Here is a 25,748-nt window from a genome sequence, read left to right as displayed (position 1 = left end):
TAAAAATGAAAGTTATGGCATTCAACGCCCGTCCGGACGAACGCGCGTTTTTCGATCACTTCAGTCAGTCGCTTGATATGGACCTTACGCTGCAGAAGGACACGCTGACCCTCGATAATGTTGCGCTGACCCGCGGCTACGACGGCATTTCCTGCACCTGCGACCTGCCTGCGCCGATTCTGGAAAAGCTGGCCGAGAACGGTGTCCGCTATGTGGCCCTGCGCACCATCGGCTACGATAATGTAGACCTGAAAGCTGCAGAGCGTCTCGGCATTCGCGTATCCCACGCCGGATATTCGCCGTATGCCGTTTCCAACTACACGGTTATGCTCATGCTGATGTGCATCCGCAAGGCCGGCTACATCATGTTCCGCTCGCACACCGCAGACTACTCGCTCGGCGCATCCGGTGCGGCCCGCGGCATGGAGATGCAGAACCTGACCGTCGGCGTCATCGGCACCGGCCGTATCGGCAAGGCCGTCATTCACAATCTGTCCGGCTTTGGCTGCCGCATTATCGCACATGACCCGTTCCCGTCCGAGGAAATGAAGCAGATGGGCGTGGAGTACGTTTCGCTCGAATCGCTGTATGCGCAGTCCGATGTCATCACGCTGCACACCTTCCTCAACGACAGCACCTACCACATGATCAATACCGAAGCTATTCAGCAGATGAAGCCGGGTGTTGTCATCATCAACTGCGCACGCGGCGCTCTGATCGACACCCGTGCTCTGATCGACGGCATTGAGTCCGGCCGTGTAGGCTCGGTCGGCGTGGACTGCTTTGAGGGTGAGGATGACGTGATCCGCGTCGATCACAATTACAACAGCCGCGTCACCAACCACGATTACATCATCCTGAAATCCTTCCAGAACACTATCGTTACCCCGCATGTTGCGTTCTTCACCGATCAGGCGGTGTTCGATATGGTTCAGTGCTCGCTCGAAAGCCTGCATCAGTTTGAACTCGGTGAAAAAGTTCCTCTCGAGGTACATGCCGCATGACCTGTCGCGGATTTACGCCATCTGCGCAAAATACCGCTCCAAATACGCAGTAAACGCGCGAATGCTCTGCGTGCGGAACCGTCCGAGCGTCTGCACATAGATATACCGGCGGCACTGTGCGTCCTTGATGTGCAGCAGGCGCACGCCTGCGTCCTCGCAGACCTGCCGCCACTCGCCGGACGCGACCAGTGCAACACCCATGCCGCACGACAGCAGTCGGATCTGCAAGGCCGCGCTGTCACACTCGATAGCGGCGTGCATCTCCATACCTGCTGATCGGAAAATATGCTCGGAAATCTGCCGGAACGACTGCGAATTGCTCAGCGCGATAAACGGATCGTCGGCAAGTTCTGTCAGCGATACGCTTTCCCGATTGGCATACCGGTGTCCCTCGGGCACAGCCACGCACATCTCCTCATCGTACAGCAGGACGGCGCCTGCAGGCACCTCGTCCCGCGATACCGCGGAATCGAGCAGCAGGTCGCTGCCCTCGGGCGTACTGCTGATGCGCAGATCCAGATTGCCGTACTCGGCGGAAAACCCCGCGAGTATCTCGCTGATACGCTCCGCGCACGACAGCGCACAGATGCACAGACCACCTGTCCGGTGCAGGCTCTCCTCGATTTCGCCGCGTGCGTCGCGCTCGGCTTCCAGTATCGTCCGTGCGTACCGCAGCAGGATATCTCCCTGCTCGGTGCGGCGCAATCCCTTTCCCGTTCGCTCGAATAACTCGGCTCCCAGCTCGCTTTCCAGATTCCGTATGGTTTTGGATACAGCGGGCTGTGCCACGTTCAGGCTCTCGGCGGCGCGCGTCATATTTTCGTATTTGGCTACGGCGGCAAACTGCCGAAGCTGGTATAATTCCATTGCGTTCCCCTCCATTCTATGAAAGTACAGGAAAATTTCCCTTATGATTACTCAAATTCTGCTTCAGCAGACGATCATCATGTTTCTTTTGATGATGCTCGGCCTGCTTCTTTCCCGCCGCGGCATGATAACCGAACAGGGTAGCCGTGATCTATCCAACGTGCTGCTGTATGCGGTCATTCCGTGCGTTATCCTGCGCAGCTACATGTCCGAGTTCAGCATGGACAAGCTACGTGCCATGGGCATTTCGGCTGTTATCGCGGTGATCGCATTTATCGCGTCCATCGGCGTGGCGTACCTCACCTGCGGCACTCGGCACCGGATTGAAAACTTTGCGGTCGCGTTCGGCAACGCCGGCTTCATCGGCATTCCGCTTGTCACAGCTGTATTCGGCGCGGAGGCGGCGTTCTACGTTGTCTCATACAGCACGCTTGTCAATCTGCTGCAGTGGACGTACGGTATTGTTATTATATCAGGCAAAAAGGAAACCATCAATCTGAAAATGGTGTTCGTCAATCCGGTTTTCATCTCCATGGTAATCGGTCTCATCCTGTTTGTGGCTCAGCCGACGCTGCCCTCGGTCGTCACCGGCACGATCGGCTACATCGCGGATGCCAATACTGCTCTGGCGATGATTATTCTCGGTTTCTATCTGTCCAAGGTGCGCCTGCGCGACCTGTTCGCGAGTGCAAGGCTGTACGTTGTCTCTGCCGTGCGCCTGCTTGTCGTTCCGGCGGTGACGGTGCTCATCTTCCTGCTGTTCCCCTTTGCCCGCGGCGAGATCACGCTGATTACGCTGATCGCAGCCGCAACGCCTGTTGCCAGCAGCACAGCTATCTTCGCGCAGAAGTTCGATCAGGACTACCGGCAGGCGGTGTCGTATGTATGCCTGTCCACCATCCTGTCCGTGGCGACGCTGCCGCTGGTCATGCTGGTGGCAGAGCGATTTCTCTCTTAAAATTCCAGATATAAAAAGCGGCGTGAACCCTACGTTCACGCCGCTTCTTTGCGTCTATCAGGAAAGATCGTCCCTCGACAGCTTTTTAGCCAAGAATTGCCTTATGGAAGGTCTTTTTGCCCTTCTTGATCATGCACTCCTCGTTAAAGAAGTCCTTGGCAAGCTGCTGCTTGAAGTCCGCGACCTTCTCACCGTTAAGCGATACGCCGCCGCCCTGCACTAGCTTGCGCGCCTCACCGTTGGAGGACGCGAGGCCGCACTTCACGAGCAGCGTCAGCACACCGATCTGGCCGTCAGTGAAGTCCGCATCGGTCAGCGTGGTGGTCGGCATGTTGGCAGCCGCACCGCCGGAAACGAAGATCTCCTTGGCAGCGGTCTGTGCCTTTTCGGCCTCTTTCTTGCCATGTACCAGAGCGGTCAGCTCGTATGCGAGGATTTCCTTCGCGCGGTTCAGCTGTGCGCCTTCCCAGCTGTCCATCGCCTCGATCTCCTCAAGCGGCAGGAAGGTCAGCATACGGATGCACTTGAGCACGTCCGCATCGTCCACATTGCGCCAGTACTGGTAGAAATCGTAAGGAGAAGTCTTGTTCGGATCGAGCCAAACGGCGCCGGAAGCGGTCTTGCCCATCTTCTTGCCCTCGGAGTTGAGCAGCAGAGTGATGGTCATCGCGTGCGCGTCCTTGCCCAGCTTGCGGCGGATCAGCTCTGTACCGCCGAGCATGTTGCTCCACTGGTCGTTGCCGCCGAACTGCATGTTGCAGCCGTAGTTCTTGAACAGGTAGTAGAAGTCGTAGGACTGCATCGGCATGTAGTTGAACTCGAGGAAGCTCAGACCCTTCTCCATGCGCTGCTTGAAGCACTCGGCGCGGAGCATGTTGTTGACCGAGAAGCACGAGCCGATGTCGCGGATGAACTCGATGTAGTTGAGGTTCATCAGCCAGTCGGCGTTATTTACCATCTGCGCCTTGCCCTCACCGAATTCGATGAAGCGCTCCATCTGCTTCTTGAAGCAGTCGCAGTTGTGCTGGATGGTCTCGACAGTCATCATCGAGCGCATATCGGTACGGCCGGACGGGTCGCCGATCATAGCGGTGCCGCCGCCGATCAGCGCGATCGGCTTGTTGCCTGCCATCTGCATGCGCTTCATCAGGCAGAGCGCCATAAAGTGGCCAACATGCAGGCTGTCCGCGGTCGGATCGAAGCCGATGTAGAAGGTTGCCTTGCCGTTGTTGATCATCTCGCTGATCTCTTTTTCGTTCGTTACCTGCGCGATCAGACCGCGCGCTTTCAGTTCGTCGTAAAGCTGCATTATTCTGTCTCCTGTATTTCAATTTGTTTGCATTCTATGATAAAAGAGTCCGAATACCGTTATGGAGCACGCTCTTTTCTGCGTTCGTCTATGATTACCACGGGTTCACGCTCCCTGTCCGGCCGCGTCGAGCAGTTCCTCTGCGTTGCGGCGTGCTGCATCCGAGATTTCCTCGCCGGAGAGCAGACGTGCAATTTCGTCTACGCGGTGTGCTCTGTCCATCGGGCTGACATCGGTGTAGCTGCGGCCGTCCCGCACGGATTTGGAAATGCGCAGGTGGTGGTCGCCCATAGCGGCAATCTGCGGCAGATGGGTAACGCACAGTGTCTGCTTCTTTTTCGCAATGGCAGACAGCTTGCGGCCGATCTGCTGAGCCGCATGGCCGGAAACGCCGGTGTCGATCTCGTCAAAGATCAGCATACCAACATCTTCGCCCGCCGTCAATACGTTTTTAAGCGCAAGCATAATTCGGCTTAGCTCGCCGCCGGAGGCCACCTTGGAGAGCGGCTTTTCCGGCTCACCCGGATTGACCGAAATCTCAAATGTCACGGTGTCGCAGCCGTGCGCGGACAGCTTGGTGCCGGTGCGGACCGCAACCCGCATTTTTACCTTATCCATGTCGAGTTCGCTCAGCTCGCGCACGATTTCGCCCTCCAGCTGCTTGGCAGCCTTGCGGCGCTGCTCGGTGAGTTCCGCCGCGATGCCCTTGGCCTCCGCGAGCATGCCGCGGTACTGCTCCCACAGTTCTTCCCTGCGGTCGTCCGCGTTCTCGAGCGTATCCAGCTCGGCGGTTATCTTCTCAAGGTACGCGAGGATTTCCGGAATCGTGCCGCCGTATTTCTGCTTCAGACGGTAGATTTCATCCAAGCGCTGCTCGACCATCTCGCGCTCTGCCGGAGAAAAGTCCAGATTGTCCCCCTGACTTGCCACGCTGTCGCGCAGGTCTGCCGCCAGCAGACGCACTTCCTCTGCCTGCTCGGCCATGCCGTCGAAGGCGTCCGACACTTCGCGCAGACTCTCGATGGCGTTTGCCGCCTGATCGAGCAATTCACACGCACCCGCAATTTCATCGTCACCCGAGAGCGCCATACGCGCCTGCTCGAGTGCGCCCGCAATCTTGCCCGCGTGATCGAAATACGCCTTGCGCTGTGCAAGCACCTCATCTTCATCGGGTTTAAGTGCCGCCTGCTCGATTTCCTCCTTGTGGAAGGTCAGCATGTCGATGCGCTGCAGGCGTTCCTGCTCGCCGGTCTCCAGCGCGGTAATCTCCCGCCGGAGTGTCACCAGCGCCTGATATTTCGGGCGGTATCGCTCGAGTATTTCGGCACAGCCTGCGTAGCCGTCCAGATATTCGATGTGATGTGCTTCATCGAGCAGCTTCTGACCGTCATTCTGACCGTGAATGTCGATCAGGTACGGCGCCAGCTGCCGCAGGACAGCTGCACTGGCCGGCTTCATATTCACGCGGCAGGTGCTCTTGCCGTCTGCGGAAATCTGCCGCTGGACGTACAGCGTGTCCGGCTCGTCACCGGAAAGTGCAAGCTCGTCAAGCAGTTCGCGCAGAGCACGCGGCAGATCGGTGAATACCGCGCTGACAAAGCCTTTCTGCGCACCCGAGCGCACTAAATCGCGGCTGACGCGCTTGCCGAGCAGCGCACCGATCGAATCAATAACGATACTCTTGCCCGCGCCGGTCTCGCCGGAAAGCACGGTCAAACCCTTATCGAGTTCGATGTCTGCACGTTCGATGACCGCTATATTTTCAATGTGGAGTAATTGCAGCATTGCCGCCTTATCCCTCGCTTACTTTAGAATGTCTCTTGCCTGTTTGCAGAACTTTTGCGCGCTGTCGTTATCGCGCATAACGGCGAATACGGTATCGTCGCCGCCAAGCGTGCCGACCACATCGGGTGCGCGCATGGCATCAATCGCCATTGCCGCCGCCTGTCCCAGACCGGGCAGTGTTTTAATGACGACCATGTTCTGCGCCGCATCAATATCCGTGACGCATTCACGGAAAATGTTGCGCAGACGCGTGGTGAAGCTATCCGCCGCACCGGCGTTCGAGGAGGTATACTTGTACTTACCGGTCTCCGAGGAGAGCGTCTTGATAAGCCGCAGCTCCTTGATATCGCGCGAAATGGTCGCCTGTGTGGTGTTGTAGCCGAGTGCCCGCAGATGTGCGGTCAAATCCTCCTGCGTTTCATCTCAAACCGGTCGATGAGATCGAGGATTTTTGCCTGTCGTTGAAACTTCATCGTTCGCGTTTTCCTCTCTTATAGCAGCGCCGCTCACAGCTTCTGCTGTAAAATTCGATAAAAACTATTGCCTTTCAGACGAATCAGCCGCGTCTGCAGGTCGGAACGGGTGATAATGACCCGATCATCCGGCCGCACGGCAAAGCCCTGTCCGCCGTCCGCCGAGATGAACACCTCACTGCCGCCCTCACAGGCTGCGGTGATGGACACGCTGCGCTCGGGCGCAAACACGAACGACTTCGCCGCCAGTGCGTGCGCACAGATGGGAATAACAGCGATGTTTTCCGCGCTCGGCTCAATGACCGGGCCGCCTGCCGACAGACCGTAAGCCGTTGAGCCGGTCGGCGTTGCCGCGATCACGCCGTCACCGTTAAAGCGGGTGACCTCCTCGTTGTCCGCCGAAATGCCGACGCGCACCACGCGGAACGCGGTGCCCTTTGCGATAACAATATCATTGAGCGCGTCGTTCTCATACACGATACGCCCGCCGCGCTGCACAGCAACATGCAGCATCATGCGGCTGTCCAGTGAAAATTCACCGGTGAACAGCTTTTCCATTTTGGGCAGCTCAGCCGGTTCCAGTTCGGTCATAAAGCCGACGTGACCGACATTGATGCCGAGCAGCGGCAGCTGATTCTGCGCCGCCTCTCTCGCCAGACGGAGCATGGTTCCGTCTCCGCCAAGCACGACCGCCATATCCGCAAACTGCACGGCGTCCTCGGTTTGCATGTAATCCGCATCCTCAATGATGGGCGGCACGACCCGCATCTGCTTGGGCAGCATAAGCCGCACACCGTCACGCCGCAGCTGATCGCACACCGGCTGCAGGATATCGCGTGCGCTGTCCTTGCGCAGATTGGGATAGATGAAAATGTTCTTCATCATGCCTTTGCGTCCAGCTCCTCATGTGCCTGACGGACAACGTCTGCCAGATCCGGAATGTGCTCCTCGCCCTGTTTTGCCAGATAGCCGAGAAATTCGATGTTGCCCTCTGGGCCCTTGATGGGAGAAAACGTCACATCAAGCACCTTAAAGCCTGCCGCATGCGCGTTTTCCACATAATTCTGCAGCACCTCAAGGTGAATCTCCGGCTCACGGACAACACCCTTTTTGCCGACCTTGCCCTTGCCGGCCTCAAACTGCGGCTTGATAAGGTTGGCAACATGGCCGTCCTCGGTCAGCAGGCTGGAAACGACCGGCAGCACCAGCTTGAGGGAAATAAACGACACGTCGATGACGCAGAACGACGGCGTTTCCTCCAGCATATCTGGCGTTACATAGCGGATATTGGTGCGCTCCATGCACTTGACACGCGGATCCTGACGCAGACTCCACGCCAGCTGGCCATAGCCGACGTCGATGGAATACACCTTGCGCGCACCGCGGCGCAGCAGGCAGTCGGTAAAGCCGCCGGTCGATGCACCAACGTCCATCACGACCAGATCGGTCGGGTCGATGTTAAAGTAGTTGAGCGCCTTCTCGATCTTCTTGCCGCCGCGGGACACAAATGCGTTCTCGTTGCCGCGAACCTCCAGTTCGGCGTTTTCGTCAACCATATCGCCTGCTTTGCCCGCCTTCTGGCCTGCAATGTAAACGATTCCCTCCATAATCGCAGTCTTTGCACGCTCCCGCGAGGGACAAAGACCCTTTTCAAACAGCAATACGTCCAGTCTCTTCTTAGCCAACGCTGTTCTCCTTCCCATTCCGATTTTTCATGATATATGCCGCAATGCCCTCGGCATCAATGCCGCAGTGACGGTACAGCTCGTTTACGCCGCCGTGCGGCAGAAAGCGGTTGCCGGTGTTCAGAAGATCGGTACGCTCGCTGCGGTGCGCGGCAAGCCACTCGCCGACGCTGCCGTTCGGCACAACGTCCTCCGCAACGACACACCAGCCGCCGAGTTTTTCCTTCTCCTCGGCATACGCCTGTTCCAGTCCGCTGCCGACTTCATTTACCTTGTAAACCTGTGCGCGGATGCCCTCGTGCATGAGGATTTCCGCGGCATCGATTGCCTGATTGACCATAATGCCGTGTGTGACGATCGTCACCTCGCTGCCGGATTGCTCGTGTACGCACACGAGCGGCTGTGCTGACAGCTCCCTGCGGTACGCGCCTTCGCTGCCGCGCGGGTAACGGATAGCGACCGGTCCGGTCTCCCTGTAAATCGCACGGGACAGCATAGCTCGGAGTTCTGCAAAGTCGGACGGACAGAAAATCTTCACGCCCGGGACAGACCGCAGGAACGCGATATCCAGCACACCATTATGCGTTGCGCCGTCCGCGCCGACAATGCCCGCGCGGTCCACGCACAGGACAACGTGCAGACCTTCGATTGCAATATCGTGAACGATCTGGTCATAAGCGCGCTGCAGGAAGGTCGAGTAAATGGCCGCTACCGGCACCAGTCCCTGTGCCGCCATACCGGCCGCCATACCGATGGCGTGCTCCTCGGCGATGCCGACATCGAAAAAGCGTTCCGGGAATTTCTCCGCAAAGCGGGTCAGTCCCGTGCCGGACGGCATAGCCGCTGTGATCGCGCAAATGCGGTTGTCCTTCTCAGCCAGTGCGCAAAGCTCTTTGCCGAAGAACGCAGAGAAGTCCTCCTTCTTCGCGGCAAGCGGTGCGCCTGTTACGCGGTCGAACTTGGAAACGCCGTGGTATTTCTCCGGATGCTGCTCACTCGGGGCATATCCTCTGCCCTTCTGTGTCATAACGTGCAGCAGAACCGGTTTTTTCATTTTTTTCGCCAGTGCGATGAACTCACACACGCTCTTGATGTCATGACCGTCCACCGGACCGAGATAGGTAAAGCCCATCTGCTCGAACAGCGAGGTCGGCAGGACAGCCCGCTTGATCTTAGCCTTGAAGCGCGAAACCGCGCGCGTGATCGTTCCGCCGCCCGGAATACGGCTGAGCCGCTCCTTGATGCGGGTTTTTGCACGCAGATACTGCGGGCTGACGCGCAGGCGCGACAAATGGCGGCTGAGTCCGCCGACATTCTTGGCGATCGACATATTGTTGTCGTTGAGCACCACGAGCAACGGCTCCCGCGAGGTGCCGGCGCTGCTCAGCGCCTCATATGCCATGCCGCCGGTCAGCGCACCGTCGCCGATGACCGCGACAACGTGGTATTTCTGGTTTTTAATCGTGCGTGCATGCGCCATGCCGAGCGCCACCGAAACCGAATCCGAGGCATGTCCCGTGATGCACGGGTCGGTGATGCTCTCCTCCGGCTTCATAAAGCCGCACAGACCGCCGTACTGCCGCAGCGTGTCAAAGCGGTCGCGCCGACCGGTCAGGATCTTGTGGACATAACACTGATGACCTACATCGTAGATGATGCGGTCGCGTGAGGAGTCGAACTCGCGCTCGAGTGCGACAGCCAGCTCTACAATGCCCAGATTGGACGCCAAATGACCGCCGGTCTGCGACACCGAGTCCACAATGAACTCGCGCAGCGCAGCGCACAGCACGCCGAGTGTGTCGTACGACAGTCCGCGCAAATCGGCAGGACTGCTTATATTGTCTAAAATTCCGTATCGTTTCTGCTTCATCAATATCCCCACCTTTGGAAAGGCAGTTTATCTGTATTTATATCGTTACTTTCGGTTATCCAGCTTGAGCGGCAGAACGGACAGCACGCGTCCGCAGAGCGCCAGCACCTTGCTGCTGCACATTACCGCGATGCCCTTGCCGGCTGCCTTGCCGCCGATGGTCAGTGCCGAAATCAGACCGGTAATCAGCAGCGATACCACAACCTTGAGTCCCGCACTCACCCCCGAGGTGATATGTGCAACAATGAGTGCTCCGGTCGCACCGGAGATAATGCCGCAGATATCGCCCACCACATCGTTGCAGATGCTGGAAACCTTCTCTGCGTTTCGCACCATCCAGACCGCCTCGCGCGCGCCGCGCACACGGTGGGCCGCCATCGAGTGAAATTCCTTCTCGGTCGCCGAGGTGGATGCTACGCCGATCATGTCAAACACAATGCCGAGCGCAATGAAGAGCAGCAGCACAGCAAAGGACAGAATCGTGCCCGCACTGGCCAATGCTTCGTTCGAGATATAGGACATGACAACGCTCAGCGCAAAGCTGATGACGGTGATCAAGCCGACCCATGCGGTATTAACAGCCTTGGGCTTTTGCGGCGGTTTTTTCTTTTGTTTGTCGGTCGTATCCACTGAAGATAACTCCTTCACCGATTTTTGCCCCGGATTTATTCCATAATAGCAGAAAATTGCGGCAAACCGCAAATTCCGCCGCCGGAGCGTCTATCATAAGCCGCAAAGACGGCTTTTCTTTTATAGGGTAAGTGACGGCAGACCGAGTAAATCTTGCGGCTTGAGGTTCGGTTGGTTTTCCCCGCGGACTGCCTCGCGTCGCCGTCAAGGGGGTTTCCCATTAAAGTCCGTGCCGAGATGTTACCATGTTCGGGACCGAATTGCCACTGAGTCCGCACTGCAATCCACGGTCTGCCTCGTTAGAATAGCCTAGGTGATTTCCACTACAGTCAAAACGATTCTTAGCCTCTTTTGCAGACATGGTTTCAAAAGTCAATTCCCGCGGCATTCCTGGCCGGGAAACCGCAGGCGGATACCTTATTCACCATGGCCACTCAAGGCAGGCTACACTGCACACAGCACTTTGGTCCTTACGTCGGTGATCAATCCTTTGTAACTTCCGCTGCACCGCATTGCAGGTTTCATCCCGTGCCGTTGGACGTCCATCAATCTCTTATGAAATGCTATAGGCATCCGACAGTCACGGGTCTCCACGGCAAGAGGGTCGGTACTTCATGCCATTGAAGCGCGCCCTCAAGCCTTAACCTCCAGCATCCACCCCAAACTGGGCGTAAGAAGCAAACACCAGAGACTTCATCGATATGCCCGTCTACGGATTTTTAGGCCCGTCTTGGGAATCGCATGAACTGACTAGGATACTACGTCACTTATCTGTTATATTAACACAGAACGCATAAATATTCAAGAAATGTGTGTAAATTTTATGTGAATATGCGTCTTACCTGGTGCGGCCGGTCAGACTGCGTGCCAGTTCGACAAGGAATGCATGACCGTTCAGCGGTTTTACCGCGTTCACTGCTTCCTCGGTCAGCTTTGCCGCAAGCTCTCGGCATTCCTCCAGACCGAGCAAAGACGGAAATGTGGATTTCTCACTGGCCGCGTCCTTGCCGATGGATTTTCCGAGTGTTGCGGCATCTCCCTCGATATCAAGGATATCGTCCTCAATCTGGAACGCCAGACCCAGCTTTTCGCCGTAAGCGCGTGCCCGAGTGAGGGTGTCCTCGTCAGTCGCACCGGCAGCCGCACAGCCGAGTTCACACGCCGCACGGAGCAGGCACCCGGTCTTCAGCTTCTGCAGCAGACGCAGCTCGTCGAGCGAGATTTTGCGGTGCTCGGCGCCCATATCGAGCACCTGACCGCCGATCATGCCATTCATGCCCGCGTTTTCGCCCAGAATACGAATGCAGCGCACGATGGTCTCCGCCGGAACATCCTTTGCCGCCGAAGCCGTCTCAAAAGCCGCCGTCAGCAGTCCGTCACCCGCGAGGACCGCCGTCGCTTCATCGAAAGCCTTGTGGCAGGTCGGTCTGCCGCGGCGCAAGTCGTCGTTGTCCATGCACGGAAGGTCATCATGGATGAGTGAGTAGGTATGGATCATCTCAAGCGCACACGCGAACGGCAGCGCCTTCTCGATATCGCCGCCGCACAGGCGGCAGAATTCCAGCACGATCACCGGGCGCAGGCGCTTGCCGCCTGCCATCGCGGAGTACTTTGCAGCCTCGAAAATGCGGTCGTAACCCTCGCCGGTCTCCCGCGAGAGGTATTTCTCCAGTGCAGGTTCAATGAGCGCAATATCTGCCTTTAACTGCTCGGAAAACGTCATTTTGCTTCCTCCTCTGCCGCAAACGGCTGCTCTGTGAGTTCACCCTGCATGTTCTCCTGCATGACGGTGACCTTCTGCTCGGCCTTGTCCAGCAGCTTGCCGAGGGACGCGGACAGTCTGGTGCCCTCCTCGAACAGCTTCATGCTTTCGTTCAGCGGTGCTTCACCGCGCTCGAGCAGCCGCACGATCTCTTCCAGACGTGCCATCTGGCTTTCAAATGTTCTTTCCGCCATGTTACTTGTCCTCCTCGATATCGGTCACGCGGCAGTCTGCCGCACCTTTTGCAAATTGAATATGCAGGGTGTCTCCCTGCTTGAGTGCCGCTGCATCGGTTACGACCGTATGCTTGGCGCCCTTGGTCGCTACCGCGTAGCCGCGGCCCAGAACGCGCAGCGGGCTCATTGCGTCGAGTGTCGCCACAGTCTGTGCGAACCGTAGTTTACAGCGGTGCAGACCGCTTTGTCCTGCCGTGAGCAGGCGCTGCCGCAGTCCGTTCAGTCGGTTGTGCTCGGTCTCCAGCCGCGCCGGAACCGCCGAAAGCAGGCGTTCCTCGGTCTGTGTCAGCAGCAGGCGTTTTTCCTCGATGTATTTCATCGGTGTGCGGTTCGACAGCCGCTCCTGCAGACCGTCCAGCAGCTTTCTCTGCTGCTCTGTTCTGCGGTGCGCCGCCGTGTGCAGACGTGCATCCAGTGTGCGTAAGTTCAGCGCGTACTCGGCTCTGTCAGGCACGGCAAGCTCCGCCGCACCGGACGGCGTAGGCGCACGAAGATCGGCAACAAAGTCCGCAATCGTGAAATCCGGCTCGTGGCCGACCGCGGAAATCACCGGAATCTCGGAGGCAAAAATCGCCCGGGCAGTCACTTCCTCATTGAACGCCCACAAATCCTCCATCGAGCCGCCGCCTCGACCGCACAGAATGACATCTGCTTCGCCGATGGCATTCGCCAGAGCGATCGCGCGTGCAATGCTCTCCGCCGCGCCCTGTCCCTGCACCTGCGCCGGATAGAGCACAACCTTTGCCAGCGGCCAGCGGCGGCCGAGAATGCGTATCATATCGCGCACTGCCGCGCCGGTCGGCGAGGTCACGAGCGCGATACTGTCCGGACAGGTCGGAATCGGCTTCTTATACCGCTCGGAGAACAGGCCTTCCGCCTGCAATTTAGCCTTGAGCTGCTCAAACGCAAGGTTGAGCGCACCTGCACCGTCCGGAATGATCTCGGAGACGTAAAGCTGCACCGCGCCTGTGCGCGGGAACGAGCTGACGCGCGCCTTGACGATGACCTTCATGCCGTTCTGCAGACGGAATTTCAGCCGCATCGCGTCCGAGCGGAACATGACCGCATTGATGGCCGCATTTTCGTCCTTGAGCGTCATGTAGTGATGCCCGGACGAATGCGCCTTGTAGTTCGAGATTTCGCCCTGCACCATTAACCCGCGGTAGCCGGGAACCGCATCGAGCAAGTCCTTTATTTCATTGTTTAATTGAGATACTGTGTAAATCGTTGCCATTCCAACAAGTTAGGAGTGAGGAGGCAGGACTGAGGAGTTTGGTTCATTTTCCATCCCTACCACCTAACTCCTACCTCCTATCTGTTACAGAGTTTTGCCGCCAGCACTGCCACGCCCACTGCGTTATCTCCAGAGAGCGTTGGCTCCGCAAAGGAGACCTCCCCGCCGAACCGCTTATTCATGCGGGCACGGATGATTTGGCTGGCCATGACGCCGCCTGCGCACAAAATCGGGCAATGATACTGCTCGCGCGCCTGCTCGGTGGCTTTGATAACGGCATTCGCCACAGTTTCGAGCGCGAACCGCGCCATCTGCTTCGGTTCGGCGGTCTTGAATTTATTCTCTACCTGATTCTGCATACCGGAGAGCGAGAATTTACACTCGTTTACCTTGGGTTTGAAACCCTTTTCCGGCTCGGCGGTGAGCGCCAGCGCGTCCAGTGCGCCGCCGGACGGGAACGGCAGACCAAGCAGATTTCCCGCGCGATCGAGCAGCTGACCGGCTGCAAGGTCGGTCGTGCCGCCGATGCAGGTGCAGTCCGGCAGGCCGTCCGCGCCGCACTTCACATGCAGCAGCTCACTCGTGCCGCCGGACAGGTGCCACGCCAGGAATTCGCCGTCAAGCAGGTCGAGTTTTCCCGCCGACAGCGCTGCCGCCGCGATATGTCCCTGCTGATGGGAAACGGTAAAAAGCGGCACGGAAAGCAAATGCGCCGCGCTCCGCGCGACGCTCTCTCCTGCCAGAAAACACGGCATATACGAGCCTTCCACCGCGCGGGGACGGGTGCTGACGCCGATGGCGCGCACCTCTCCCTGCGGCAGAGCCTCGATTTTTTCATGCAGACGCACGGTATGCTGGAACAGTGCATCCGACTGGCGCAGACCGATCGCGCCTTCCGGCACGGTCAGCAGTCCGCCGCGGTTGACCCACTCGCCGGTCTCGGCGTTGTAAATCGCTGCCGACGTGCGGTAGTTGGACGTATCAATTCCCAGAAAGCGCTCAGGCATTGGTGCTCTCCTGCTTTCCCTGCGGGAACTCTGCACGGGCGGCAGAGCCGAGCACGCCGTTGATGAAGGAAGCGGCATCCTCGGTGTCGTACTTCTTCGCCAGCTCAACGGCCTCGTTGATGGCTACGCCGACCGGAACGTCGTCTACATCGCGCATCTCAAAGAGCGCCAGACGCAGTACCGCGATCGTCATGTGGGACAGACGGTTGAGCGACCAGCCCTTGGAATTGGCCTCGATAATGGTATCGAGCACCGGCAGGTCGTTTGCCACGCCCTTTACCACCGCGCGGATATACGCGGTCTGTTCCTCACTCAGCTTGCCCGCATACAGTGCGATATCTCCGCTGATGGACTTCATGATTTCCTCATCCAGTCGCTCGTTCAGGTTTTCTTCTTCAAACTGCTGGAACCCCATCTCAAAGATCAGGTGCAGCGCAATTTCTCTTGCTTTTGTTCTGCTCATCACACTCATGCAGCAGGACCTCCTATATTTACGCAAATTTCGCCTACTATTCAGTATAACTATTTTATCCTATTTTCGGGCAAAACGCAAGGCGGTATTCCATATTTCATAAAACCGGGCAACAGAAAAACAGGCACAGCCGCAGCCATGCCTGTTTTGCTCATGTTACTCAGCGTCTACCGTCTCCGCCGGAGTTTCGGTCTCGGACGGTGCCGGCTCGGCCTTTTCCTCAACCGAAGCGGACGGCTTGAAGGTCACGCCGCCGACATGCACGTTGATCTCGACAACGCGCAGACCGGTCATGGACTCGATCGAGGACTTGACGTTCTCCTGCACTTCCTTTGCCACATCACAAATGTTGTAGCCGAACAGTGCGAGGAAGCCGATCTCTACCTTAACGGTATCATCGTCGCCGAGTTCGATACGGACGCCCTTGGACAAATTCTTTTTACTGATAAAGCCGACAATGTCGCTCGTCAGGCTGGAATACAAACCGCTGACACCCTTGGTTTCCGAGGCCGACAGTGCTGCGATAGACGCAACAACATCCTCAGAGATACGGATAGAGCCTTGATCGCTTTCGGTGGACCAGTACTCCTTGTGATCTGCCATAGTGCTCACTCTCCTTTTTTGAGACAATCCCATCATCCGGCATTGTCTAAGAGCATTATAGCACAGTTTGTGTAAAAAGCAAAGTAAAAATACACGCTGTCTATTAAGACGCTTCCACAATTTTGATCTGCCCTGCCGTCATGCCGGTCTCCGAGATAACGATATCGCGGATAACAGCCACGTCCTCGGCCTGCAGACCGCCGTCCGGCGGCGCTACCACGATATTCGCGCTGCTGTCACCGAGCATCACAACTGCGTCCTCATAGCCTTTGGCGCGAATCAGGCTCTCGATATTGGCTTCGGCCACCGTGTCGTCTGCCAGTGCGGAAATCTGTGCCGCCGCATCGTCTTTTGCACTCTGGTCTGCGGTATCGCTCTCACTGAGCTCCTTGAGCGTGCTCACCGCTTCGTCTCTCGCCTGCGTGCGCGTCAGCCGTGAGGATGCAAAATAATCGCCCTCACCGGTGGTGCTGTCCGCCGAGGCATCGGTCTGCGTATCCGCCTGCGTGTCGGTCTGCTGCGCCGCAAGAAGGTCCTCCGGCGTGTCAACGTAGCTCCAGTTCAGATAAGCCGCTGCGCACAGCAGCAGCGCGATCACACCGTAGACCGCTCCGCGTTTTTTGATCTTCTTCATCTGCCTGCCCTCCTAACGAATTGCTATACCTTATGTATCGGATTGCATTTTCAGAACCGTAACTTTGTCTGCGCCGATGCCGCACACCGTGCTCACCGCCTGTGTGACGGACAGCCGAACGGATGCGTCATCCGCGCCATCGCACAGCACGACCGCACCGCGGAATACCGGCAGAACGCGCTTGACCGTCACGGGCGTTTCGCCGCAGCTGCCGTTCGAGACCACGCTCACATCGCTTTCCCGGCTGCGGCTGTCACTCCCGCTTGTCTGGCGGGTGTTGACCGCGTAGACCGATTCCTCGGTCTGGTCGAGCGACAGCATGAGCTCCACACGTCCGGCGCCGGAAATTGCGGCAAGCCGCGCCTGCAGCTCCTGCTGGAAGTCGTTCAGGTCGAACGACTGCGAAACCGTTGTATCCGCACTTGTGGTCTGCACCTGCTCCGTGTTTCCGCTGTGCCCCGAGGTGAGCAGCAGCACGCCCGCGAGCAATACCGCCAGCACGGCCCGGTATTTCTTCAAAACCGGCAGGATTTTCTCCTTGACGGCAGTTAAGTTTTCGTTATCCGGCAGTTTCATCTTGCAATCAGCTCCTGTCGTTCTGCGGGTACGCCGCATTCCTTGGTCAGCAGACTTTGCAGCTCGGACAGGCGATTCGCCGCTGTACTGTCGTAGTACACGGTTACTTTATCGACCTGCAGCAGTCCGTCCGCGTCATTTGCCATCTCCACATTCACCGTGCACGGAATACCGGCTTCCTCTGCACGCTGCTGCACCGCCTTCGCAATGCTCGCCGCGACCGTGCTCATCGTGGTCTGCATGTTGCGCGCCTGCATTTCGTCTAAGTCGCTCTGCGAGACGCTGCTCTGCCAGTTCCACGACAGCAAGTGCAGTCCCGCCAGCGGCTGTAGGAGCGCCAGCAGCATGAGCAGACCGGCAGCTGTCCGCACAACCTCTTTTAAGGCTCCGCCGCCTGCCAGCTTGAGCGCCACCGCGGACACGGCTCCCGCGATCGTCACGCGCAGTAATATCGTTTGCAGTAATTCAGTCATATTGGTTTCACCATCGCCACCATATACACGAGTTCGAGGAATAAAATCATACAGCAGGTGCTCAGCATGCCGAGCAGCAGACCGAAGCCGGTGCCTACGTTTTCGAGGAACCGCTTCATGCCGTCCGAGCACAGCGGCGAGAGCACGGCTGCACCCGCCTTGTAGCACAAATAGCTTGCTCCCGCCCGAACGAACGGCACAAAGCAGATAGCCGCTATACACAGCATCCCGAAAATGCCGATCGAGCCGCGCAGCAGAGCTGCACCGGACAACATGGTTTCGGTCGCGTCCGAAATCACACCGCCGACCACCGGAACCGCACCGGACACCGCAAGTTTCGCGGTCTTGAGCGTCATGCGGTCCACGTTGCCGGAAACACCGCCCGCTATCGCAAGATATGCGGTGAACAGCGTTAAAATGAGTTTAAGTACACCCGAGATCAGGGTTTTTATGCCGTCCGCGATGCCGCGCAGCATGCCGTTGCCTGCCGCAGCATCCACCGCCGTGATAGCAAGATACGCGCACGCCGCCGGAACAAGCAGGGCGTTCACCAGCCGTATCACAAGATCAAACACCACCATGGTCGCCGCCTGTAAAACCGTTGCGGTCGCCGTGTTGCCGCCGGTCGCAAGTACAGTGGCGAGCACCGGCTGGAGCGTGCCCGAAAACACGCCGATCTGGTCGAGCGTGTCGCGGCAGAGCGACAGCACACCCGTGAAATCCCGCAGGAGCACTGCCGCACAGCCAAGTGCCGCCGCCATGTCGATCCAGTCGTTGGCCTCGCCGCCCGCCGCCGCAGAAAAGCCGCGCGCCGCCGAGGCCAGCAGCACAATCACGGCTACGCGCAACAGTCCGCCAAGTGCAGTCCGAATCGCACTTTGGCTGTCCGAGGTCATGTTTTCCAGCACGCGGGAGACCGAATCCGACAGCGTGTCCGCGTTTTCCGGCGATACGCCGTCAAGGTATTGCCGCGCACTGTTCGGCATAGCGTCAGTCAGACTGCTGCCGCCGACTGACTGCACCTGTTCTTCACTCACGGCCGCATGCGCGAACGGCAGGAACAGCAGGAGCACGAGAATAGCATTCAGCGCCAGTTTGCATTTGCTCATACCGCCCACTCCGTAATAAGGTCGAGCACCTGCTCGAAAAGCGGCAGGCACACAGAAAGCGTCAGGACAGCGCCTGCAATCTCCACCTTGGCGGCAAGCGCGGATTGACCGGCGTCCCGGCAAAGCGCAGATGTAATCCGCACCACGACCGCCACGCCGACTGCCTTGCACACCGGCAGATACAGCGCGGAATCCAAGCCGCACTGCGAGAGCAGACCGGAAAACCGCTGCGCCGCGCTTCCGGCTGCGCTGAACACCCGCAAAAGCAGGATCACGCCTGCCGTCAGCACCAGCAGAAACGCGATAGCGGGCGCGTCCTTTTTCAGCACCAGCGACAGCGTGAGCGCCGCAAGGACAATGCCGCAAATCAAGCCTAATTCCATCTTCAAAACCCAAATACATTTTTCATCATGGTGAACAGGCGGTCGATTTCCTGAACAATCAGCATCAAAACGACAATTAAACCCGCGAGTGTCGTCATCAGCGCCTGCTCCTCCCTGCCCGAGCGGGAGAGCAGCTGTCCGAGCACCGCCACTAAAATTCCTACCGCCGCAATGCGGAAAATCAGATCAACATCCATCGTTTTCCTCCGCTTAGATCAGCACCAGAATCACCAGCAAACCGAGCGCAATGCCGCAGGTCCGGTACAGATTCCCCCGATTTGCCAAATCCTCCTGTGCCGCCTCCCGCGAAGCCGCCAGCCGCCGCTCCACCTGCGTAAGACCGGTCAGCTGCTCGTCCGCATCGTAGCGGCCTAAGTAGTTTGCGGCGTCGCACAGAATATCACACTCCTGCGTGCCAAGTCCGACCTGTGCGCGGCAGTCCCGCAAGGTGCTGCGCCACAGGTAGCCGAGCGACAGGCCGTTCTGCTCCCGCAGGCGGCGCTGCAGCGTGCGAAAGACTTTGCGGATAATCGGCTGCTCGTTTTCCGCCAGCAGACCGACAATTTCCGGCATAGGTGTCCGTCTTCCGGAAATCTCGCTGCGGATAAGACCGAGCGCAAGCAGCATAGCGTCTGCCGCCGCCACTCTGCGCCGCAGATTTTGCCGCGCGGACAGTCCGAGCGCCGCACATGAGCCGAACACCATCACCGAACCGATCAGCTTTAACATTTCGTCTCCTCCCATCGTTCCATGCGGTAGACCCGCTGTCCGTCCCGTTTTTCGATAATAACCGCCTGATGAAATGCGCCGAGTGCGAGCAGCTCACGGTAGATCGGCCGCTGCCGCAGATCATCCAGTCCGGCCGCGTGTGCACACGCAATCACTGCCGTTCCGCAGTGCGTGCAGAGCGATACCGCCTTTGCGTCCTCAGGCGCAGTAATTTCATCAAGAGCGAGCAGGGCAGGCGACATGGTTTTGAGCAGCATGACCGCCGCCTGCCATTTCGAGCAGCCTTCCATCACATCCGTGCAGCGCCCGACCGCAAGCTGCGGTACACCGTCCGCAAGAGCGGCAATCTCGCTGCGCTCGTCCGCAATCGCGGCAGTGAAACCGCGGTCGGAGAAATAGCGCACCCACTCTCTCAGCAAGGTCGTTTTGCCATATCCCGGCGGTGACAGGAGCAAGGCAGGCTGCGCTCGTCCGTTCCTATCCAGCGGGCAATCTGCGCCTGTAAATCCTCGGCTTGATGTGCAATGCGCAGGTTGATTGAACTCAGGCCGCGCACCCCGAGAACGCGGCCGTCCTCTTCGGCGGCTGTGCCGCAGATGCCCAGCCGATGCCCGCCGGATAACGTCAGAAAGCCGTGCCGCAGACTGTCTGTATAACTATGCACGGAATACTGCGCGGCGCGGCTGAGCATCTCGCGCAGCTCCGCCGATGCGACCGCCTCAAGCGGGAGCGGCCGCTCTCCGACGGCGGTTCTCGCCGCAGGCGGCTGTCCCGCACGAAAGCGTAATTCCTCGATGTCCTCCGGCCTGTCCAGCCGCTCCAGCTGTGCCCGCCGTATCGGCGGCAGGCACGAAATCGCCTGCCGGAAGGCCGCTTTTCGTTTGTCCATTTTCATCACCACTATAGACTATGCCGCAGATTACCAAAGTAGAATGGCAAATTGAGAATTGAGGATGGAAAATGAATGTTGTGATTGACCATTATCCTTCATTGCCAATCTGTATTGCAGGGCAGGATGACCTCATCCCGCCCCGCGGTGGTTCATTACGCATCCGCTTGACGTGCGGAAGGCCAGGGGCTTGTCAGAATATATGAAAATTTATGCATTTTTTCATTGAACCATGTCAAATCAGTCATTGACAACTCGCCCGTCCAGCGATATAATAAACACAAATATTGCACAAAGCGATGACAGAGGAAAGTAATCGTTCCAAGTGCGGCTTTCAGGGAGTGTCCGGCATGACTGGAAACGGACGCAGACGCCGGTACGATGAAGTTCCCTCCTGAGCTGCGGCGCTGAACCCGATCGAATTAGGCGCTGACGGATTTCCTCCGTTACAGGGATAGGATATATTTGTATCCGAAAAAGTGCGGCATTATGATGCCGAATGTGGGTGGTACCGCGGAACCGTTTGTCTTTCGTCCCTCTTTGTGGATGAAGGGCTTTTTTTATACCCATTCCGCCGTGACAAACAGCAAACACCACCTATATAAAGGAGATACACAACATGATCATCATTATGAAGCAGGGCACGACCCATGAGCACGTTGAGGAGCTGTCCCAGCATATCGAGCGCTGGAACGTAAAGGCAAACCCGATCTACGGCGAGGGCACCATCGTTATCGGTCTGGTCGGCGACACCGGCGCTGTTGACAAGGACGCACTCATGCTTGACCCGCAGGTTGAGAACATTATCAAGGTGCAGGAGCCGTTCAAGCTGGCAAACCGCAAGTTCCATCCGGACAACTCTGTCGTTGAGATTGCACCGGGCGTTGTTGTCGGCGGCAAGAAGCTGGTCGTTATGGCAGGTCCGTGTTCGGTTGAAAGCGAGGAGCAGATCATCGACGTGGCTAAGCATGTGCAGGCAGACGGCGCGACCGTTCTCCGCGGCGGCGCGTGGAAGCCGCGCTCTTCCCCGTACTCTTTCCAGGGTCTGAAGGCCGAGGGCCTCGAGCTGCTGCACAAGGCGCACGAGGCAACCGGTCTGCCGGTCGTTACCGAGATCACCAATCCGGCGCACATCGACATCTTCATGGACAAGTGCGACTGCTTCCAGGTCGGCGCACGCAATATGCAGAACTTCGAGCTGCTGAAAGAACTCGGCCAGACCCGCAAACCAATCCTGCTCAAGCGCGGCTTCGCAAACACCATGGAAGAGTTCCTGATGAGCGCCGAGTACATCATGGCGGGCGGCAACGAGAACGTTATCCTCTGCGAGCGCGGCATCCGCACCTACGAGAAGTACACCCGCAACACGCTGGATATTTCCGCCGTTCCGGTGCTCAAGCGCATGAGCCATCTGCCGGTCATCGTTGACCCGTCCCATGCAGGCGGCATTTACTGGATGGTCGAGCCGCTGGCAAAGGCTGCTGTTGCAGCCGGTGCGGACGGCCTGATGATCGAGGTTCACAACGATCCTGCACACGCTCTGTCTGACGGTGCACAGTCGCTGACCTACGATTCGTTCCACCACACCATGAACGCACTGCGCGCTGTTGCAGCGGCAGTTGACAGAGAAATCTGATACATATTATAATGTAACATAGCCGGAGGTCGGTGTTCCACCGACCTCTTTCGCAAATATACGGGAATCAGTAATCCGGTTTCGCACCGACTAATTACGAATTCCTAATTACTAATTCAACCAAAAGGGTGTTGTAAAAATGGCAGAAACGCTGAGTCTGACGGGCGCGAACGGCGTGTCCGAAATTCATATCGAAACCGGATTGCTGGACCGTGCAGGCGCGGTAATCCTCGAAACCTTTTCGCCCAGCCGCGTGCATATCGTGTCGGATTCAACGGTGGCGCCGCTGTATCTCGAAAAGCTGGAAAAGCAGTTCTCCCTGCCGGTGACACACACGGTCATTCCCGCCGGTGAGGAGCACAAGCAGCTTTCCACGGTCGAAGGCATTTACCATGATCTGCTGACCGCCGGCATGACCCGCAAGGATTTGATTATCGCGCTCGGCGGCGGTGTTGTCGGCGACATCACCGGCTTTGCCGCAGCGACCTTCCTGCGCGGCGTATCGCTGTGTCAAATCCCGACCACGCTGCTCGCGCAGGTGGATTCCTCGGTCGGCGGCAAGACCGGCGTGGATCTTCCCGAGGGCAAAAACCTCGTTGGCGCGTTCTATCAGCCGCGGCTCGTGCTCATCGACCCGAACGTGCTCGCTTCCCTGCCGGACAGCACCTTTGCGGACGGCATGGCCGAGGTCGTTAAGTACGGCTATATTTCCAACCGGGAAATCCTGACGATGGTTTCTCAGCCGGACTACAAGTCCAACATTGAGAATATCATTTACGAGTGCGTTAAGATCAAGCGCGATGTAGTTGCCATCGACGAGCACGACACCGGACTTCGCATGATTCTCAACTTCGGCCACACCATCGGCCATGCAGCAGAAAAACTGGGCAACTACACCGACCTCACTCACGGTCAGGCGGTGGCGATCGGCATGGTGGCCGCGATGCGGCTCTCTGCTCTGCTGGGCAACGAGGATCTGACCGCGCCGCTCATCGACCTGTTGAAGCACATCGGTCTGCCGACCGAGCTGAACTACGACCGCGAAGCCATCTTTAATGCTCTGCTGTCGGACAAAAAGAAATTCGGCGCAACGGTCAACTTTATTCTCGTGCGCGAAGCCGGTCGGGCAGAAATCACCCCGATTGATGCAGAAAAGCTGCACGAAGACGTTCTGAAGCTGTAAGGAGGGAGAAGCATGGGTTCTACCTGGGGCAATACAATCAAAATTTCCATTTTCGGTGAATCGCACGGCACGGGCATCGGCGTTGTGATCGACGGATTCCCGTCCGGTGTGGCGTATGACGAGGCGTTTGTCCTGCGCGAGATGGAGCGCCGCGCACCGGGCCGCAACAAGCAGTCCACCGCGCGCAAGGAGCCGGACAGGCCGGAGATTCAGTCCGGAATCTACAATGGCAAAACGACGGGCACGCCCATCTGTGCCGTCATCCGCAACACCAATCAGCGCTCGAACGACTACGCCGAACTGGCGGCGCAGCCGCGTCCCGGTCACGCGGACTACACGGGTATGCTGCGCTACGATTCCTGCAACGACCCGCGAGGCGGCGGCCATTTCTCCGGCCGGCTGACAGCTCCGCTGGTGTTTGCCGGTGCGCTGTGCAAGCTGTGGCTCAAGGAGCAGGGTGTGACGGTCGGTTCGCACATCCAGTCCATCGCCCAGATTCAGGATATGCCGTTTGATGATGTAGAAGTCACCGCCGAGCAGCTGGATGCGCTGCGGAACGCCGAATATCCGGTCAACAACCCGCGTGCACTCGAGGCCATGCTGGCCGCTATCGAGGAAGCGCGTGAGGAACAGGATTCGGTCGGCGGCGTCATCGAGTGCGCAGCTGTCGGCCTGCCGGCCGGTATCGGCAGCCCGATGCTCGACAGCGTGGAAAGCCGCCTGTCCTCTATCCTGTTCGGCGTGCCCGCTGTCAAGGGCGTGGAGTTCGGCGCAGGCTTTGCCTTCGCTGCGCTGCGCGGCTCACACGCAAACGACCCGTTTTATGAGGAAAACGGGGTTGTCAAGACCGAAACCAACAACAACGGCGGTATCCTTGGCGGCATTACGAGCGGCATGCCGCTCATTGTCCGCGCGTGCATCAAGCCTACGCCGTCCATCGGCATGGTGCAGGATACGCTCAATATCCGCACCGGCAAGGTCGAGCCGCTGTCCATCCACGGACGGCACGACCCGTGCATCGTCACCCGTGCCGCGCCGGTGGTCGAGGCCGCCTGCGCCGTTGCACTGGCAGATCTTCTGAGGGAGGCGAAGGGTTATCATGCGTGAACTTTCCGAAATCCGGCAGGACATCAACCGCGTTGACTCCGCTATCCGAGAGCTGTTTCTGCTCCGTATGTCGCTCGCGCTTGAGGTCGCCAAGACCAAGGCGCAGTCGGATGATAAAATCTACAAGCCCGACCGCGAGGCGGAAATCGTTGAGAAGCGCTCCGCCGGTATGGAGGAGGAGCTGCAGCTCAAGTATGTTTCCCTTCTGCAGAGCATGATCCGCGCGAGCCGTGAGTATCAGTACAGTGAGATTCTGCGTCAGACGCCGGAAAAGTTCCCGTTCTATCCCGCAGAAACGCTTGCAAAGCCGAAAACCGTGTTCTATCAGGGGGTTCCGGGTGCGTATCAGGAGCTGGCCGCGCGTGCGCTGTTCCCGAGCTGCGAACCGCAGAACGTACCCACCTGGGAGCAGGTTTTCCAGTCCGTCCGCGACGGCAAGGCCGATATCGGCGTTGTGCCGGTCGAGAACACAACCGCAGGCACGGTCAGCGAAGTCTATGACCTCCTGCTCGACTACGACCTGTACATCAACCGCTCGTACATCAAGAAAATCTCGCACTGTCTGGCGGCGGTGCCCGGCACAAAGCTCGAGGACGTCAAGCGCGTCTGCTCGCATCCCCATGCGCTGCCGCAGTGCCACAGCTTCATTTCCGAGCACGATCTGGAGGCCATCGAGGTGGCAAACACCGCCATTGCGGCCCAGAACGTGCAGAAAAAGGGCGACAAGAGCCTTGCTGCCATCTGCTCGCAGGAGGCGGCTGTGCGCTACGGTCTCGATATCCTCGCCGAGGGCATCAACGACATGCAGCACAACGAAACGCGCTTTATCGCGGTAAGCAAAACGCTGACCTGTCAGCCGGAGGACAACCGTATCGAGATCGCGTTCCACATCCCGAACGCGTCCGGTACGCTCATCACCGTGCTGGACACCATCGCGCACTACGGCATCGACATGACCGAAATCCACTCGCGTCCGCTCAAGGACAGCCCGTGGTGCTATGTGTTCTATGTCGATTTCACCGGCAACATGCGCGACCATGCGGTGCAGTCCCTGCTGTATCAGCTTCATGAGGAGCTTCCCTATATCAAAGTAATCGGCAGCTATTGCGTGCCTAACGAATAAAAGGAGTACAA

27 protein-coding genes, 1 pseudogene and 1 other annotated feature are annotated in these 25,748 nt (G+C 58.2%); of the genes and pseudogenes, 6 read left to right on the top strand and 22 right to left on the bottom strand.

Translation table 11 applies throughout. The features are described 5' to 3' along the window. Nucleotides 1-5: 5 nt before the first annotated feature. On the top strand, nt 6-1,004 hold the full coding sequence (locus DXB00_RS05140; protein ID WP_117750846.1) for a D-isomer specific 2-hydroxyacid dehydrogenase family protein: 999 nt from the start codon (nt 6-8) through the stop codon (nt 1,002-1,004). A 12-nt stretch (nt 1,005-1,016) separates the two neighbouring features. Here DXB00_RS05140 and DXB00_RS05135 read toward each other — a convergent pair whose 3' ends face one another. Continuing rightward, entirely contained in the window at nt 1,017-1,871 is an 855-nt protein-coding gene (locus DXB00_RS05135) for a LysR family transcriptional regulator (RefSeq protein ID WP_158557221.1), read from the bottom strand. 43 nt (nt 1,872-1,914) lie between these two features. Here DXB00_RS05135 and DXB00_RS05130 point away from each other — a divergent pair, with 43 nt between their 5' ends. Then, nucleotides 1,915-2,829, top strand: a complete 915-nt coding sequence (locus tag DXB00_RS05130) for an AEC family transporter (protein ID WP_117750848.1) — start codon at nt 1,915-1,917, stop codon at nt 2,827-2,829. Between the two features lie 85 nt (nt 2,830-2,914). On the opposite strand, the gene tyrS is transcribed toward DXB00_RS05130, so the two are convergent. The 21 genes and pseudogenes from tyrS to DXB00_RS17065 all read right to left on the bottom strand — a co-directional run bounded on the left by tyrS (nt 2,915) and on the right by DXB00_RS17065 (nt 20,688). After that, a complete protein-coding gene (tyrS, locus tag DXB00_RS05125; RefSeq protein WP_119214591.1) occupies nt 2,915-4,138 on the bottom strand; it encodes a tyrosine--tRNA ligase in 1,224 nt (407 codons plus the stop codon). A gap of 105 nt (nt 4,139-4,243) precedes the next feature. Then, nucleotides 4,244-5,923, bottom strand: coding sequence for a DNA repair protein RecN (recN, locus tag DXB00_RS05120; RefSeq protein ID WP_118729802.1), 1,680 nt, complete (start codon nt 5,921-5,923; stop codon nt 4,244-4,246). Between the two features lie 18 nt (nt 5,924-5,941). Beyond that, complete coding sequence (locus DXB00_RS05115) at nt 5,942-6,328, bottom strand: arginine repressor (protein ID WP_243107166.1); 387 nt, start codon at nt 6,326-6,328, stop codon at nt 5,942-5,944. Between the two features lie 101 nt (nt 6,329-6,429). Continuing rightward, the gene (locus tag DXB00_RS05110) at nt 6,430-7,281 is read right to left on the bottom strand and encodes an NAD(+)/NADH kinase (protein ID WP_118729801.1); all 852 of its coding nucleotides are present in this window, start codon (nt 7,279-7,281) and stop codon (nt 6,430-6,432) included. Next, the gene (locus tag DXB00_RS05105; protein WP_117490678.1) at nt 7,278-8,099 is read right to left on the bottom strand and encodes a TlyA family RNA methyltransferase; all 822 of its coding nucleotides are present in this window, start codon (nt 8,097-8,099) and stop codon (nt 7,278-7,280) included. Before DXB00_RS05105 ends, DXB00_RS05110 begins: the two co-directional genes overlap by 4 nt. Further along, nucleotides 8,074-9,951, bottom strand: a complete 1,878-nt coding sequence (gene dxs, locus DXB00_RS05100; RefSeq protein WP_118729800.1) for a 1-deoxy-D-xylulose-5-phosphate synthase — start codon at nt 9,949-9,951, stop codon at nt 8,074-8,076. The genes DXB00_RS05105 and dxs overlap by 26 nt, the downstream gene beginning before the upstream one ends. Before the next feature lie 45 nt (nt 9,952-9,996). Beyond that, nucleotides 9,997-10,581: a hypothetical protein gene (locus tag DXB00_RS05095; RefSeq protein ID WP_199677294.1), complete on the bottom strand. Its 585-nt coding sequence runs from the start codon at nt 10,579-10,581 to the stop codon at nt 9,997-9,999. 838 nt (nt 10,582-11,419) lie between these two features. Continuing rightward, entirely contained in the window at nt 11,420-12,304 is an 885-nt protein-coding gene (locus DXB00_RS05090; RefSeq protein ID WP_118729799.1) for a polyprenyl synthetase family protein, read from the bottom strand. Beyond that, the gene (gene xseB / locus DXB00_RS05085; protein ID WP_117490672.1) at nt 12,301-12,537 is read right to left on the bottom strand and encodes an exodeoxyribonuclease VII small subunit; all 237 of its coding nucleotides are present in this window, start codon (nt 12,535-12,537) and stop codon (nt 12,301-12,303) included. Before xseB ends, DXB00_RS05090 begins: the two co-directional genes overlap by 4 nt. A gap of 1 nt (nt 12,538) precedes the next feature. Then, a complete protein-coding gene (xseA, locus tag DXB00_RS05080) occupies nt 12,539-13,813 on the bottom strand; it encodes an exodeoxyribonuclease VII large subunit (protein WP_118729798.1) in 1,275 nt (424 codons plus the stop codon). Between the two features lie 77 nt (nt 13,814-13,890). Beyond that, nucleotides 13,891-14,820 (bottom strand): DNA-binding protein, encoded by a 930-nt coding sequence (locus tag DXB00_RS05075; protein ID WP_110436704.1) that lies wholly within the window; start codon nt 14,818-14,820, stop codon nt 13,891-13,893. Then, on the bottom strand, nt 14,813-15,292 hold the full coding sequence (nusB, locus tag DXB00_RS05070) for a transcription antitermination factor NusB (RefSeq protein ID WP_117750856.1): 480 nt from the start codon (nt 15,290-15,292) through the stop codon (nt 14,813-14,815). Before nusB ends, DXB00_RS05075 begins: the two co-directional genes overlap by 8 nt. A gap of 156 nt (nt 15,293-15,448) precedes the next feature. Continuing rightward, nucleotides 15,449-15,895 carry an Asp23/Gls24 family envelope stress response protein gene (locus tag DXB00_RS05065; RefSeq protein ID WP_117490664.1) on the bottom strand — a complete coding sequence of 149 codons (447 nt, stop codon included), beginning with the start codon at nt 15,893-15,895 and terminating at the stop codon, nt 15,449-15,451. A gap of 103 nt (nt 15,896-15,998) precedes the next feature. Then, nucleotides 15,999-16,529: a SpoIIIAH-like family protein gene (locus DXB00_RS05060; RefSeq protein WP_118729797.1), complete on the bottom strand. Its 531-nt coding sequence runs from the start codon at nt 16,527-16,529 to the stop codon at nt 15,999-16,001. A gap of 30 nt (nt 16,530-16,559) precedes the next feature. Further along, complete coding sequence (locus DXB00_RS05055; protein ID WP_118729796.1) at nt 16,560-17,105, bottom strand: hypothetical protein; 546 nt, start codon at nt 17,103-17,105, stop codon at nt 16,560-16,562. After that, nucleotides 17,102-17,578 (bottom strand): stage III sporulation protein AF, encoded by a 477-nt coding sequence (locus DXB00_RS05050; protein WP_117490660.1) that lies wholly within the window; start codon nt 17,576-17,578, stop codon nt 17,102-17,104. The genes DXB00_RS05055 and DXB00_RS05050 overlap by 4 nt, the downstream gene beginning before the upstream one ends. Beyond that, on the bottom strand, nt 17,575-18,687 hold the full coding sequence (locus DXB00_RS05045; RefSeq protein WP_119214590.1) for a stage III sporulation protein AE: 1,113 nt from the start codon (nt 18,685-18,687) through the stop codon (nt 17,575-17,577). Before DXB00_RS05045 ends, DXB00_RS05050 begins: the two co-directional genes overlap by 4 nt. Further along, nucleotides 18,684-19,058, bottom strand: coding sequence for a SpoIIIAC/SpoIIIAD family protein (locus tag DXB00_RS05040; protein ID WP_158581257.1), 375 nt, complete (start codon nt 19,056-19,058; stop codon nt 18,684-18,686). The genes DXB00_RS05045 and DXB00_RS05040 overlap by 4 nt, the downstream gene beginning before the upstream one ends. Nucleotides 19,059-19,072: 14 nt before the next feature. After that, the gene (gene spoIIIAC, locus DXB00_RS05035) at nt 19,073-19,267 is read right to left on the bottom strand and encodes a stage III sporulation protein AC (RefSeq protein WP_110436696.1); all 195 of its coding nucleotides are present in this window, start codon (nt 19,265-19,267) and stop codon (nt 19,073-19,075) included. A 13-nt stretch (nt 19,268-19,280) separates the two neighbouring features. Continuing rightward, entirely contained in the window at nt 19,281-19,799 is a 519-nt protein-coding gene (locus DXB00_RS05030; protein WP_158581256.1) for a stage III sporulation protein AB, read from the bottom strand. After that, nucleotides 19,793-20,688 (bottom strand): annotated as a pseudogene (locus DXB00_RS17065) (stage III sporulation protein AB). The gene DXB00_RS05030 and the pseudogene DXB00_RS17065 overlap by 7 nt, the downstream one beginning before the upstream one ends. A gap of 290 nt (nt 20,689-20,978) precedes the next feature. Next, nucleotides 20,979-21,229, top strand: a binding site (T-box leader). Between the two features lie 78 nt (nt 21,230-21,307). On the opposite strand from DXB00_RS17065, the gene aroF reads away from it, so the two are divergent. The 4 genes from aroF to pheA all read left to right on the top strand — a co-directional run bounded on the left by aroF (nt 21,308) and on the right by pheA (nt 25,737). Further along, on the top strand, nt 21,308-22,324 hold the full coding sequence (aroF, locus tag DXB00_RS05015; protein WP_118729794.1) for a 3-deoxy-7-phosphoheptulonate synthase: 1,017 nt from the start codon (nt 21,308-21,310) through the stop codon (nt 22,322-22,324). 139 nt (nt 22,325-22,463) lie between these two features. Then, complete coding sequence (gene aroB / locus DXB00_RS05010; protein ID WP_118729793.1) at nt 22,464-23,507, top strand: 3-dehydroquinate synthase; 1,044 nt, start codon at nt 22,464-22,466, stop codon at nt 23,505-23,507. Between the two features lie 12 nt (nt 23,508-23,519). Further along, entirely contained in the window at nt 23,520-24,614 is a 1,095-nt protein-coding gene (gene aroC, locus DXB00_RS05005) for a chorismate synthase (protein ID WP_118729792.1), read from the top strand. Further along, nucleotides 24,607-25,737, top strand: coding sequence for a prephenate dehydratase (pheA, locus tag DXB00_RS05000; RefSeq protein WP_118729791.1), 1,131 nt, complete (start codon nt 24,607-24,609; stop codon nt 25,735-25,737). Before aroC ends, pheA begins: the two co-directional genes overlap by 8 nt. The last annotated feature ends 11 nt before the right edge of the window (nt 25,738-25,748 follow it).

This window comes from Butyricicoccus sp. OF10-2 (genome assembly GCF_003481925.1).
GTDB lineage: Bacteria > Bacillota > Clostridia > Oscillospirales > Butyricicoccaceae > Agathobaculum > Agathobaculum butyriciproducens.
Note: the sequence above shows the minus strand (reverse complement) of the source record. Positions and strands in the feature narration are given on the sequence as shown.

What these genes read in the sequence shown, in the direction of transcription:
- DXB00_RS05140 (WP_117750846.1), top strand. Translation starts at nt 6, where the DNA reads ATGAAAGTTATGGCATTCAACGCCCGTCCGGACGAACGCGCGTTTTTC.
- DXB00_RS05135 (WP_158557221.1), bottom strand. Translation starts at nt 1,871, where the DNA reads ATGGAATTATACCAGCTTCGGCAGTTTGCCGCCGTAGCCAAATACGAA.
- DXB00_RS05130 (WP_117750848.1), top strand. Translation starts at nt 1,915, where the DNA reads ATGATTACTCAAATTCTGCTTCAGCAGACGATCATCATGTTTCTTTTG.
- tyrS (WP_119214591.1), bottom strand. Translation starts at nt 4,138, where the DNA reads ATGCAGCTTTACGACGAACTGAAAGCGCGCGGTCTGATCGCGCAGGTA.
- recN (WP_118729802.1), bottom strand. Translation starts at nt 5,923, where the DNA reads ATGCTGCAATTACTCCACATTGAAAATATAGCGGTCATCGAACGTGCA.
- DXB00_RS05110 (WP_118729801.1), bottom strand. Translation starts at nt 7,281, where the DNA reads ATGATGAAGAACATTTTCATCTATCCCAATCTGCGCAAGGACAGCGCA.
- DXB00_RS05105 (WP_117490678.1), bottom strand. Translation starts at nt 8,099, where the DNA reads ATGGGAAGGAGAACAGCGTTGGCTAAGAAGAGACTGGACGTATTGCTG.
- dxs (WP_118729800.1), bottom strand. Translation starts at nt 9,951, where the DNA reads ATGAAGCAGAAACGATACGGAATTTTAGACAATATAAGCAGTCCTGCC.
- DXB00_RS05090 (WP_118729799.1), bottom strand. Translation starts at nt 12,304, where the DNA reads ATGACGTTTTCCGAGCAGTTAAAGGCAGATATTGCGCTCATTGAACCT.
- xseB (WP_117490672.1), bottom strand. Translation starts at nt 12,537, where the DNA reads ATGGCGGAAAGAACATTTGAAAGCCAGATGGCACGTCTGGAAGAGATC.
- xseA (WP_118729798.1), bottom strand. Translation starts at nt 13,813, where the DNA reads ATGGCAACGATTTACACAGTATCTCAATTAAACAATGAAATAAAGGAC.
- DXB00_RS05075 (WP_110436704.1), bottom strand. Translation starts at nt 14,820, where the DNA reads ATGCCTGAGCGCTTTCTGGGAATTGATACGTCCAACTACCGCACGTCG.
- nusB (WP_117750856.1), bottom strand. Translation starts at nt 15,292, where the DNA reads ATGAGTGTGATGAGCAGAACAAAAGCAAGAGAAATTGCGCTGCACCTG.
- DXB00_RS05065 (WP_117490664.1), bottom strand. Translation starts at nt 15,895, where the DNA reads ATGGCAGATCACAAGGAGTACTGGTCCACCGAAAGCGATCAAGGCTCT.
- DXB00_RS05060 (WP_118729797.1), bottom strand. Translation starts at nt 16,529, where the DNA reads ATGAAGAAGATCAAAAAACGCGGAGCGGTCTACGGTGTGATCGCGCTG.
- DXB00_RS05055 (WP_118729796.1), bottom strand. Translation starts at nt 17,105, where the DNA reads ATGAAACTGCCGGATAACGAAAACTTAACTGCCGTCAAGGAGAAAATC.
- DXB00_RS05050 (WP_117490660.1), bottom strand. Translation starts at nt 17,578, where the DNA reads ATGACTGAATTACTGCAAACGATATTACTGCGCGTGACGATCGCGGGA.
- DXB00_RS05045 (WP_119214590.1), bottom strand. Translation starts at nt 18,687, where the DNA reads ATGAGCAAATGCAAACTGGCGCTGAATGCTATTCTCGTGCTCCTGCTG.
- spoIIIAC (WP_110436696.1), bottom strand. Translation starts at nt 19,267, where the DNA reads ATGGATGTTGATCTGATTTTCCGCATTGCGGCGGTAGGAATTTTAGTG.
- DXB00_RS05030 (WP_158581256.1), bottom strand. Translation starts at nt 19,799, where the DNA reads ATGTTAAAGCTGATCGGTTCGGTGATGGTGTTCGGCTCATGTGCGGCG.
- aroF (WP_118729794.1), top strand. Translation starts at nt 21,308, where the DNA reads ATGATCATCATTATGAAGCAGGGCACGACCCATGAGCACGTTGAGGAG.
- aroB (WP_118729793.1), top strand. Translation starts at nt 22,464, where the DNA reads ATGGCAGAAACGCTGAGTCTGACGGGCGCGAACGGCGTGTCCGAAATT.
- aroC (WP_118729792.1), top strand. Translation starts at nt 23,520, where the DNA reads ATGGGTTCTACCTGGGGCAATACAATCAAAATTTCCATTTTCGGTGAA.
- pheA (WP_118729791.1), top strand. Translation starts at nt 24,607, where the DNA reads ATGCGTGAACTTTCCGAAATCCGGCAGGACATCAACCGCGTTGACTCC.